Origin of the sequence: Chroococcidiopsis cubana SAG 39.79 (genome assembly GCF_003991895.1) — a bacterium.
Lineage (GTDB): Bacteria > Cyanobacteriota > Cyanobacteriia > Cyanobacteriales > Chroococcidiopsidaceae > Chroococcidiopsis > Chroococcidiopsis thermalis.
The window spans coordinates 77,233-89,125 of sequence record NZ_RSCK01000024.1; the positions used below are offsets into that span (position 1 = coordinate 77,233).

Below are 11,893 nucleotides of genomic sequence, written 5' to 3' on the forward strand. Positions count from 1 at the left end.
ACTGATAACTGACAACTGATTACAAGGGTTGCAATTGCGAATTAATCAGCGTACTGGCAGCATCTTTGTTAATGGGTTTGGCGAAAAAGTAGCCTTGTCCGTATTGGCATTCCAAAGCGTTGAGTTGTGCTAGCTGAGCCGCAGTTTCTACACCAGTTACCGTTGTCTCTACACCCAAGTTGCGGGAGATCGCCACGATTGTCCGTAAAATCTCCAAGCTCTCTTCATCAGTATCAATCTGATTGACGAGGGAGCGATCGACGCTGAGGCGATCGAATTTTTCATAGCACATGCGATTGGGGAGCCTTTGCAGTAAGCTCAAAAATGAATAGCCAATACCCAAATTATCAATTTGTAATTCTACATTTAATGCTTTGAGTTCTATTACCCTTTGGTTCGCAAATTCAATATCCGATAAGATTGCGCTTTCAGGAATTTCCAGACGCAAATTTCGAGGATTCAATCCAGTTTGTTCCAGAACGAGTCCCAACTGTGCCACGAGATTTGGATGGGCGAACTGGGTACTGGAAAGATTCACGCTCACAGTCAAAGGAATGTTGGGATAGCACTCTTGCCATAGGCGTAGCTGTTGACAAGCTTGCCGCAACGACCACCAGCCGATAGTTGAAATCGCGTCTGTTGCTTCTAGAGCAGAAATAAAGTCCGTAGGTGAAACTATCCCTTGCGTGGGGTGCTGCCAGCGTAAGAGTGCTTCAAACCCAACAATTCTATTGGTTTGCAACACAACAATCGGTTGGTAGTGAATCTCAAATTCACCCTGCTCGAATGCTTGCTCAATTTCCTGTAGCTGAATTTTGGACTGGCGATCGAGTGCAGCAATAGGCGTATCTAGAATATGCTGCCGCTTCGATCTTGGAACGATAAGTTCATCCAGCAGTTTTTCTTGGCTTGCAGGTAATTGTTTGGGAATTGGAGAGTTTTGTGGCTTATATTCAGGTACGAGCTGTTGTAATAAGAAGGCGATCGCCGGAGCATCATTTTGCCGTGCGGCATCGCACAGTGCTTCTACCAAAGAATTTAAAGTTTTTGGCGTAAAGTTACTGGCATTTTTGACAATCAGAATTTTTTCGTGTTCTGTTTTTTCGTACTGTTCGCCAGGGATGAACAGTTCTTCAAAGAGCTTTTCTCCTGGTCGCAACCCCGTAAACTGAATTTTAATATCCTTATCTACCTGCAATCCAGACAGCCGAATCAAATCTTTCGCTAGATCCACAATCTTCACTGGCTGTCCCATGTCTAGCATTAATATGGCTCCGCCACAGCCAACAACCGCCGCTTGCAATACTAATTGCACGGCTTCGGGAATTGTCATGAAATAGCGTCGAATATCGGGATGAGTAACGGTAATCGGTCCTCCTTTAGCAATTTGTTGCTTGAAGGTAGGCACGACACTACCTCTGCTCCCCAGCACGTTACCAAACCGGACGACAACATAAGGTTTGCCGCTCTTTTGCGCTGCTTGCAGAACGAGCATTTCGGCAGTCCGCTTGCTGGCTCCCATTATATTAGTTGGGTTAACTGCCTTATCCGTAGAAATCATGACGAATTGGTTGACATCGTATCGCAGTGCAAGATCGAGCAGGTTTTTCGTCCCCAAGACGTTGTTGGTAATCGCTTCTGGTGAGTTCACCTCCATCAGGGGTACGTGCTTGTGCGCGGCAGCATGGAAAACGATATCTGGGCGAAATTGGTCAAAAGCATACTCTAAACGCGATGGAAAGCGAATATCGGCGATAAAAGCGCGCAGGCGTGGCATATATCCCTGCATCGCGCCGTCTTGCCGCAGCACTTCCATGACTCGTTCCAATTCTTGTTGGATGTAAAAGACCGAATTTTCGCCGTGTCCTACCAGCATGATTTCTGCGGGACGACAGCGAAAGACTTGACGGCAAAGTTCGCTACCAATCGACCCACCTGCGCCAGTGATGAGTACTTTTTTACCTGTTAATAACTGCGAGACTTTCTGCCCGTCTGTTTGAATTGGTTCCCGACGCAATAAGTCTTCAATTTTGATTTCGCGAATGCTTTCGATCGCCACGCGACCGTTGAAACCGTTGACGATCTCGCTGACGCTAGGTAAAGTGCTGGTACGCACGCCGCTCGATTGACAGATATCTAAGATCTCGCGAATGACTTCGCCAGGGGCGCTCGGCATGGCGATCGCGTCGCGATCGACACGCAAGGATCGAACAATTTTCGGGATCTGATGGCGATCGCCAACTACAGGTAAACTGCGAATTCTTAATTGAAATTTCGCCGGATCGTCATCGATAAAAGCGATGGGGTAAAGATTGAAGTGTGGGTTCTGCTGCATCTGTTGGGCAATTGTCACGCCTGCATTACCTGCACCAACAATTAGCAAGCGTTCGCTACTTTTAGGTTGAGCTTGCCTGTAGTTTGCTCTTTCGACCACTCGAATGCTCAAGCGAAGTCCACCTACGAAGATTAGGCTGAGCATTCCATCTAGCAGCGCTAGCGATCGCGGCAAGACAGCGGAAAAACTAGACCAGTTATTAAAGGTATAGACAATTATTGTTTCGAGGACAATCGCTGCTAACGTCAGCATGACAATTTGCGTCAGCTCGTCAATACTAGCGTAGCGCCAACACCGTCGATAAAAACCAAAACTATATAAGATGCTTAGTTTTACAATGATAAATACGGTAGAGACGATCGCTAATTGCAGCCCATATGTGTTAAGGGTTTCAATAATATTGAGTTCGTCCAAGCGCAGACTCAGTGCTAGGATTGGTGCGATTGAAAATACGATGGTGTCGAGAATAATAAAATGTCGATTTCTGATTTCCAATAAAGCTTTGGATACTTGTTCTACTATGATTTTCATTTTGTTGACAGGTGCTTCGGAAATTGAAGGGTTTAAGCTTCATTTACTTAAGATTTTGCAGCAGATACTAGATGCAATTTTTGCACGAATACTTATCTCTGCTTTCGATCGCTACAGTCTGCAATTGGAGTAAATAGCCGAACAATCCAGGCGTTTTACGCCCAATTTCAGGATACCGCGATATTTTTGAAATCTGAAAAAACATGAGAAATCTAGTGCTTAGATATCTTTAGCACTAATGACAAAATGCTCGCCTAATTAGACCGAGCTGCTCGTCCATTTTTTCAGAAAAAGCTAATACGCTCTATTTTAATTGAATGGATTTTAACGTTGTAGATAAATCAATAATATGATGCCAGCATTTCCATCAGCATCTTTAAACTTTGCTAGTTCGATCGCCAAAAATTGAGTTATTAATCATTACTTTTTTTTGTATTCCTCCTCTCATATATATCAACGCTCGCTAAGAGTTTACCACAACTTTCACACCCCTTGAAAGAATTTTTACCGCAGATTCATAAACTTTTGAGTTTTACTGAGACTGAATATCAGTAAAATTACAGTTGACTAAGCATTTTTAGATACATATAGATTTGGTGAAAGAAAAACTTTAACTTCACCCAAACTGGCTCGAATTCGACACGGCTTTAGGGCAATACTGCAAATTTCGACACAGGTTTTGCCGCTGTAGCTGCACCACGGAAAATGAGATTGGAGATAGGGAGGTATTACAACCTTCTGAGCTTACAGCTACCATACCAATAAAAACAGTTATTAATAATTAAAATAGCAGTAATTATCAACTAGAAAAACTAGCAAAAACAGGTAATATTTAGATTTATCTTAATAAAAAGCGTTTTTGTAATTAAAATCGCCCTAAAAAACCTAAAAATAAGAACACAACTGTAGTATGTCAAAAACTCGACCAACCTGAATCTACCAAATACTAAAGCTAAAACTAATCGTACTGGGTCTTGATTCGACTAGGTTGAGGAGAGGCAAAAGGGAAGTCTCCAACTCAGAAGTCAAAATACATCCCATCCCCCGATTCGCGGATTACGATTGCCGATCGCGTGGCAGTATAGATAAAGAATACGTCAGCCATGTCGTAGATCGACAGCAGCCGCAGTGCAGATTACATTTTTAGGAACGAGTTCCGGCGTACCGACGCGATCGCGTAATGTTTCTAGTGTTGCCCTTCGCCTACCGCAACGAGCAGAAGTCTGGCTATTTGACTGTGGGGAAGGAACTCAGCATCAGATTATGCGGAGTGACTTAAAAATTAGCCAAATTAACCGCATTTTCGTCACTCACATGCACGGCGATCATGTTTTTGGCTTAATGGGATTGCTAGCCACCTGTGGTTTAGCGGGTAGTCCGCACCGAATTGATATTTACGGTCCACCAAAGTTAGAAGAGTATCTCCGCGCCTGCGGTCGCTATTCTCAAACTCATCTATCTTACCCGCTGCACGTCCATACAGTACAGCCTGGGATGGTTTACGAGGATGAAGAATTTACAGTGAGTTGCGATCTCTTAGAGCATCGCGTCCCCGCTTTTGGCTATCGGATTGCTGAAAAAGATCGTCCTGGGCGGTTCGATGTCGAAAAAGCCAAAGCGTTAAACATCCCTCCTGGGAGAGTATACGGTCAACTGAAGCGGGGCGAAACTGTAACTCTCAATGATGGACGGGTCATTCGGGGAGTCGATCTATGCGGTGACACAGAACAAGGGCGCAAGCTAGCATACTGCACCGATACAATTTTCTGCGATGGGGCGGTTGCTCTTGCCCAAGGTGCGGACGTACTGATTCACGAAGCGACATTTTCTCATATCGATGCAGAACTCGCTTTTCAACGTTTGCATTCCACATCAACGATGGCAGCACAAACAGCATTAGCTGCCCAAGTGAGGCTGCTAATTATGACACATTTTAGCCCTCGCTATGCTCCTGGTAATGACATTCAATTACAACACCTTTTAGAGGAAGCGCGGGCGATCTTTCCCAACACTGAAATGGCACACGACTTTTTAACTTATGAAATTCCCCGTCGTCGCCAACCAGAGGGAGAAAAGCAAGCGGCAAAGGTCTAGTTGAGCTGCGTGCCTAATTTATTTAAGCTATCTAACCGCGATCGCGCATTGACATCAGCCGTTGTTGTATATCTTTGAGCTTTACTTGGGAGTTGACTGGCGATCGCGGCTGCGGAACGTCAAGGTTGGGCCAACTCAGTAAGTCATTGCAAGGACAGCAAGCCGGAGGCATTCCCACATTACGCACGGGTACGGGCATAGCACAACGGGCGCAAGGAGACACATCCCACTCTGGCGTGAGTAAATCGGCTACTGATTCCTCTGTTGCCTCCAAGTAGCAGTCCCCTACATTAGGTGCGTTAATGCGTTGCCAGCACTCTTCAAAAGCTTGGCTGTAGCGATCGCCTTCTATCACTGGTTGTGGTAGCAAGCGTTCTTGTCCGTCGCGGATGACGACATGCTTACCTAACTGAAACCAGTATGCGAGATATCTTCTAACGTCTTGTGTGGATGCCATGTTGAAAAGGGAGTAGGGAGTAGGGAGTTGCTAGTAGCTAGTGGCTAGTGGCTAGTAGTAGAATTCTTCATCTAGTCACTAGTCACCAGCCACTAGTCACTCTCTTGCTGACAACTGACTCTATGCTATCGTTTCTCGTTTAAAGGGGTGGGTAGTGGGGAACCCAGCAGGCTGAGGTTAAGGACGTGTCCGCCGACGATGAGGTAAACGGGGTTGGCAATAGCTCCTAAGCGACGGACTAATTGACCTAAGCGATCGCGAAACAACCTGCCGCTTGAATAAGCTGGCACTACGCCCCAGGTAGCTTCTTCTGCTACAACAATTACATCTTTATTGTCTAAGCGCTCTAAACTTAAGATTAAATTTTGCTCCGTTGCTGCCCAAGTAATGCTATCCTGCTCCAGCAAATTCGCTACCCACGTTCCTAGCGAATCGACTAGCAAGCAGCAACAGGAGGGAGCTGTGGCGATTGTTTCGGTTAAGTTTTCTGGAGCTTCTACGGTTAACCAGCTAGCAGGACGGCGATCGCGGTGTTGAGAGATCCGCTGTTGCCACTCAGCATCGTCAGCATTGGTTTGAGCCGTCGCAATGTAAATCACCGATTTTCTAGATTGCATTGCTAGAGTTTCTGCCCATTCGCTTTTACCAGATTTAGTTGGTCCAGTAACGAGTACAATTCGACTCGAAGGAGAAGTTGGCATCATTGCTGTAAGTCGTAAGTCGCAATTAACACACGCACCACTCACTACACCCTACACCCTATTGATTACTAACTACTAGCCACTAGCCACTAACCACTAGCTACTAAATATAAACACATGAAACAGGCACTACAACGCATTCACGCAACTTTAGACCAACTAGAGACGCTTAAGCAGTCTACTACTGAACCGTCTACTGTTACCGATCGCCCGATCTCATTTCAGATTTTGCCAGTAGCGCCAAAAGTCGATTTACCTTCACCGTCAGCAATCGAGAGCGAACGTCCCCAATCGCCTCAGTTACCCGAACTATCTTCTGCTAGTAGTGTCAATCCATCTTTAGCAACCAAAACTCCAGTAGAAAAACCACGATCTGCACCAGTTGCCACTCTAGAACAGATAGCACAGAAAATTCAAGCGCTCTACTACGAGGGTCCAATTGTCAATGGTTGGATCGATGCCGATCCGATTGCTTCAGCATCGGACGACGAGATCGAAGAAATTGTGTTTGAACGTCCAGATTTATCCAGCGATCGCTCGTTATCTCCAACTAGCTATCGCGTTTGCGGTCTCGATGCCTCCGGTGAGCAATGGTCTTATCCTTGTCCTATGGATCAATTGTTGGAGCTGAGTGTAGCGATCGCGCGCTATCGTAAAATCCAAGAACTTTTAGCCCAAAAACGACAACTGGAAGCTCAAATCAAACCAAGTGCGATCGGAGAAAATATTAATAACTCTTGAAAGTCAAATCTAGCAAGTTGTGCTGAGGTGATTTATGAATATCCCGCAGATCGAGCTACCAACAGATACCTGGGTGAAAGCTAGTTGGGATGAGTACATTCAGATAATTGAAAATCCGCAATTAGAGAAAGCCAAGGGTTATTATTTCAACGAGAGGATGAGAATTGAAATGCCACCAGTGGGAAACGACCATGCCAGCGACCATTCAATAGTTAATCATGCCGTTCACCTCTGGGCGGGAATAACAGGCATAGATTTAAATGGTAAAGATAACTGTACCTATCGGAAAACAGGTGTTCGGGAAGCACAACCCGATGTGTCTTACTATATTGGTGGCAATGCTGAAGCAATTCCTTGGGGAACGACAATTATTAATCTCGATCTCTATCCACCACCGACTTTAGCAATCGAGGTGGCTAATACTTCTATATCAGATGATAAAGGTGAAAAGCGTCTGCTTTACGAACAGTTAGGAGTCGCAGAATATTGGATTGTCGATGTAAAAAATATTGAAATTTTTGCCTTTTCTGTAGCAAATGGTGGTAGCAGAAGAATTACACAATCCCAAGTTTTACTAGGTTTAGAAATTGCTTTATTAGAAGAAGCTTTGCGGCGAACTCGTCAAATGAATCATGGTAGAGTTAGCGCGTGGTTGCTGTCTCAGTTTCAACAATAGTTAGATTTGCAAGTTAGATTTGCAGTGCCGCTTTTCTTGACAAATGAGTGCTGGCAAATGTAGAAATAGTTGCATCTTCTGATAAACTATGCTTCATGCTGTTCTTGTTTGGTAGAAATTGCCAAATTAGAATAGTCAAATCACCTTGGTTGCTAGATTATTGTCCGGCGATCGCATTTAACATAAAATATTAAGTTTTGTGATGTTAAAAACTGTTTTGAGCGTCTGTTCCCGCAGATTCAAGGAGAGGTGGGAATGGATGTAAGCTTGATTGCGTCTAACGTTCTGAGTCCGCCAGTGCTGTTCTTTTTTCTGGGGATGTTAGCTGTTTTTGTCAAATCGGATTTAGAGATTCCTCAACCATTACCTAAACTTTTTTCGCTTTATCTCCTATTTGCCATTGGGTTTAAGGGAGGCAACGAACTTGTCAAAAGCGGAGCCAGTCAAGAAGTCATACTCACCCTTTTGGCGGCGGTAATGATGGCTTGTATCGTGCCGATTTATACATTTTTTATTCTCAAAATCAAGCTCGACTTGTATAACGCAGCTGCGATCGCCGCTACCTATGGTTCTATCAGTGCTGTCACTTTCATTACTGCTGGTTCTTTTCTGACTGAACTAGGGATTGATTTTAGCGGTTACATGGTAGCGGCTTTAGCTTTGATGGAATCCCCAGCAATTATTGTCGGACTGCTTTTGGTAAAACTATTTGCGATCGACAAGCAAGATGGCGATTTTTCTTGGTCGGAAGTTTTGCAAGAAGCTTTCTTGAACAGTTCGGTTTTTCTTTTAGTTGGTAGCCTAATAATAGGTGCAGTGTCAGGAGAAAAAGGCTGGAAGGTAGAAGAGCCATTTACTCAAGGCATATTTTACGGAGTCCTAACCTTCTTTTTGTTAGATATGGGATTAGTTGCTGCTGGAAGAATCAAAGATCTAGGTAAAACTGGTACATTTTTGATTTCTTTCTCTATATTGATACCAATAGTTAATGCGGCAATTGGCATACTTTTAGCAAAAGCGATCGGGATGCCGCAGGGAAATGCACTGTTATTTTCGGTATTGTGTGCGAGTGCCTCTTATATAGCGGTTCCAGCTGCTATGAGGATGACGCTACCAGAAGCCAATCCCAGCCTTTACGTTACTGCCGCTCTAGCACTGACATTTCCCTTCAATATCATTGTGGGAATTCCTTTGTATTTGTACGGCATCAATCTGCTTTGGGGGTAAAATTATGCACGCAGTGAAGAGAATAGAAGTCCTCGCGGATTCGGTAGAACTGACAAAAATTTTAGCAGGCTTGGATAAAGCAGGTATCATCGCACACACTGTGATCCGCAACGTGGTTGGTAGAAGTCCTGGTGCAGACGCAACGCAATTAGATAATGTCTATATCATTGCTTTTTGTATGCCAGAGCAAGTGAAGCCAGTCATAGAAAATATTCGACCAGTTTTGAATAAATTCGGTGGCGCTTGTTATATCTCCGATGCGATGGAGATTCGTTCTGTTAGATGTATTGCTTCGCTGTAGAGACACATGTAACGTCTGTACAAACGTTATCAGTTATCAGTGACTAGTGGCTGGTGGCTAGCGTGCTGCTGTCTAGTTACTTGCTTTGTTAGGAAGGATTATGAGTCGTCAGAATAAGTTTATCGATCGCCGTCAGTTTTTAAAGATAGCGGGTGTTGGTTTTAGCGTTGCTGCAAGTAGCCTACTTGGTTACGCGCGATCGGCGCAAGCCGTAGTTATAGAGGATATTGAACCCGATAGTCCTAATACAGCATTGCAAAGATTGCTAGCGGGAAATCAGCGTTTCGTGCAGCAAAAGCTGAGACATCCGCATCAGTCCCAGACACGCTTGCATGAAGTGGCTACCGCACAGCATCCATTTGCTACTCTCCTAAGTTGTGCTGATTCTCGCGTTCCGGCAGAAATCCTATTCGATTTGGGAATTGGAGATTTATTTGACGTGCGGATTGCTGGAAATATTGTCACAACTGAAGCACTTGGCAGCTTAGAATATGCCGCAGCTATGTTAGGGACTCCCCTAATTATGGTATTAGGTCACGAACGATGCGGTGCAGTTACAGCAGCAGTACAAGGTAAGCCACTTCCAGGTCAAATTAGTAGTTTTGCTAAAGCGATCGAACCTGCGATAACTACGTTAAGCTCCGCTAACGCGCAACTTAATCACAAATCAAATAATAAATCGGAAAGCGATTTAATTGAGAATGCAGTTGTGGCAAACGTGCAATATCAAGTGAAAAAATTAGAGCGATCGGATCTTTTAATGCAACTAGTAGGAGAAGGTAAATTGAAAATTGTTGGCGGACGATACGATTTAGACACCGGAGAAGTCGCGATCGTGACTTGAGATGCGGCTCGCGTCACCCCTCTAATCTCTTTTGTCTGCTGTCTGTTGCATTTGAACTAATCCCTCTTTTGTTGCTTTGACAAGACTAAAATAGGGAAGGAAGTGTTAGAAGCTAGGCTGCGACTATGGTTGAGCGTAGAGAGCCAGGATCGACAGTAGCGTTGATCGACGAATATTGCCAAACGTACCGAAATCTTTTCTGTGATGTGAGAAATTTTGAAGCCTTTAAGTTTCTGCATCTAGGGATCATTTCTAAAATTAAACGAAAATCGCGCTCCAGCAATCGCCCGGATTGTTGGTCTATCTGATGGACAAGAATTAGATCGTTTCTTACGAGATACACGCCAGGGATATTAAAGCCTTGCGAGAACTAAGATTGCAGTTAATTAAAGCATCAGTTGGGGACAAACCAATTGTCCTATGCCTAGATGAAACAGGAGATTTTTATTTTACTGCTTCAAAGGTAACAAAAGAGGGATGAGTATATATTTAAGAAAACTCATTGCGAATATATAGCTATTCTCATTATGATGGAATACATTCGTAGGGGCGCACAGCTGTGCGCCCCTACAGATCTTGTATCTCAGCCATTTGAAAAAGGCTATAGGTGTAAGCCTTGCCAAAGGATATGCGAATGAACGCAAACCGAAAAATATCTTTTATTCCAATTTTATATGCGATTTTGATTGTCTATGCGATCGCAACTTTTTTACCCTTTGCTTGGGCGCTTTCTGCTTCATTTAAACCCTTGTCTGAAATTATTGCTGGCGGCTTGAACTTGATTCCGCAAAACTTTACTTTAGAAAATTATCAGAAGATTTTTCTAGAAGAACCATTATTTGGTCGTTGGCTATTTAATAGTGTTGTAGTTGCTAGCACTGTCACTATTTTCAACCTTTTATTTAACTCAATGGCTGGTTATGCCCTTGCTCGCATTCCTTTTAAAGGAAATCAGATCTTATTTTTCTGTATTTTAGCAGTTTTAATGGTTCCAGCTCAAGTCACGCTAATTCCTAGTTTTTTAATTCTAAAATCTTTAGGCTGGTTAAATTCATATCAGGGATTAATTGTTCCGAATATTGTCAATGCAACTTTCATCTTTATGATGCGGCAGTTTTTTGTTAACTTTCCCAAGGAATTAGAAGAAGCTGCTGCCTTAGATGGTTTGGGTTACTTAGAAACTTTCTTTCAGATTGTTTTACCTTTAGCTAGACCAGCCTTAGCAGCTCAAACTATATTTATCTTTTTAGGTTCGTGGAATAACTTTTTAATGCCGTTAATGATTGTTTCTACTTCAGAAATGTTTACTTTACCTTTAGGTTTGAATACATTTAAAGGACAATACATTAGTTATTGGAACTATATCATGGCTGCTTCAATGGTATTCACTTTACCCGCCTTACTAATTTATGCCTTTTTCAATCGCTACTTTATTCAAGGGGTAACTTTTACGGGGAATAAGTAGAGCGCGTTAATTAATGCCCCCTACCATATACATATCTTTCTGCTACTTTCCAATAACGAGAGAATCGTTTCAGATCGATGTAACCATCGTACTCAAAAAATGGCTCGGTTTCGAGAACTTCAAGTTTTAGCGATCGCTCAATTTCATCACAAATTGTTTCAAATCTGGGACTAGGACTATTTGCTGTCACAATTGAATCAGCATTATGTTCTTTGGCAAAAGCTAACACTTCTTTCGCCACATCACCTCGTCTAATCACAACTGGTAATTCCAACAAACATTCATAAATAAAAACAATTCGTTTCAAACTTAACTGCCACTCCTCAATTAAAGCCTCATCCCAAACCCAAATTGCAGGCGAATTGGCATATTCTTGCAGTGCAGGGTTTTTTGGACTCAGACAATCTCCGTGTATCCAAATAATCGGTTGGTTCATGGTAATGGGTAATTGGTAATGGGTAGTTGGTAGTAGGTGGTTGATGGTTGTAGTTATCCTCCTTGTCTCCCTTGTCCCCCTTGTC

At 43.4% G+C, this 11,893-nt stretch carries 11 protein-coding genes; 7 read left to right on the forward strand and 4 right to left on the reverse strand.

Features of this window, described 5'->3' with window-relative positions; genetic code table 11:
• Nucleotides 1–19 precede the first annotated feature (19 nt).
• Nucleotides 20–2,866 carry a polysaccharide biosynthesis protein gene (locus DSM107010_RS16485; RefSeq protein ID WP_106166503.1) on the reverse strand — a complete coding sequence of 949 codons (2,847 nt, stop codon included), beginning with the start codon at nt 2,864–2,866 and terminating at the stop codon, nt 20–22.
• Nucleotides 2,867–3,994: 1,128 nt separating this feature from the next.
• Here DSM107010_RS16485 and DSM107010_RS16490 point away from each other — a divergent pair.
• Complete coding sequence (locus DSM107010_RS16490) at nt 3,995–4,960, forward strand: ribonuclease Z (protein ID WP_106166504.1); 966 nt, start codon at nt 3,995–3,997, stop codon at nt 4,958–4,960.
• A gap of 31 nt (nt 4,961–4,991) precedes the next feature.
• Here DSM107010_RS16490 and DSM107010_RS16495 read toward each other — a convergent pair whose 3' ends face one another.
• Complete coding sequence (locus DSM107010_RS16495) at nt 4,992–5,417, reverse strand: hypothetical protein (RefSeq protein ID WP_106166505.1); 426 nt, start codon at nt 5,415–5,417, stop codon at nt 4,992–4,994.
• Nucleotides 5,418–5,542: 125 nt separating this feature from the next.
• A complete protein-coding gene (cobU, locus tag DSM107010_RS16500) occupies nt 5,543–6,121 on the reverse strand; it encodes a bifunctional adenosylcobinamide kinase/adenosylcobinamide-phosphate guanylyltransferase (protein WP_106166506.1) in 579 nt (192 codons plus the stop codon).
• A 114-nt stretch (nt 6,122–6,235) separates the two neighbouring features.
• Between cobU and DSM107010_RS16505 the strand changes: the two genes are divergently transcribed.
• The 6 genes from DSM107010_RS16505 (at nt 6,236) to DSM107010_RS16530 (ending at nt 11,372) form a co-directional block, all read left to right on the forward strand.
• Nucleotides 6,236–6,859, forward strand: a complete 624-nt coding sequence (locus DSM107010_RS16505; RefSeq protein WP_106166507.1) for a hypothetical protein — start codon at nt 6,236–6,238, stop codon at nt 6,857–6,859.
• 34 nt (nt 6,860–6,893) lie between these two features.
• Nucleotides 6,894–7,535, forward strand: a complete 642-nt coding sequence (locus DSM107010_RS16510; protein WP_106166508.1) for a Uma2 family endonuclease — start codon at nt 6,894–6,896, stop codon at nt 7,533–7,535.
• Nucleotides 7,536–7,790: 255 nt separating this feature from the next.
• A complete protein-coding gene (locus DSM107010_RS16515; protein WP_106166509.1) occupies nt 7,791–8,762 on the forward strand; it encodes a sodium-dependent bicarbonate transport family permease in 972 nt (323 codons plus the stop codon).
• A 4-nt stretch (nt 8,763–8,766) separates the two neighbouring features.
• Nucleotides 8,767–9,063: a P-II family nitrogen regulator gene (locus DSM107010_RS16520; protein WP_015157004.1), complete on the forward strand. Its 297-nt coding sequence runs from the start codon at nt 8,767–8,769 to the stop codon at nt 9,061–9,063.
• Between the two features lie 100 nt (nt 9,064–9,163).
• Nucleotides 9,164–9,907, forward strand: a complete 744-nt coding sequence (locus DSM107010_RS16525; protein WP_106166510.1) for a carbonic anhydrase — start codon at nt 9,164–9,166, stop codon at nt 9,905–9,907.
• Between the two features lie 634 nt (nt 9,908–10,541).
• Nucleotides 10,542–11,372 (forward strand): carbohydrate ABC transporter permease, encoded by an 831-nt coding sequence (locus DSM107010_RS16530; RefSeq protein WP_106166511.1) that lies wholly within the window; start codon nt 10,542–10,544, stop codon nt 11,370–11,372.
• 10 nt (nt 11,373–11,382) lie between these two features.
• Here the strand turns inward: DSM107010_RS16530 and DSM107010_RS16535 are convergent, their stop codons facing one another.
• A complete protein-coding gene (locus tag DSM107010_RS16535) occupies nt 11,383–11,808 on the reverse strand; it encodes a hypothetical protein (protein WP_015157007.1) in 426 nt (141 codons plus the stop codon).
• Between the last annotated feature and the right edge of the window lie 85 nt (nt 11,809–11,893).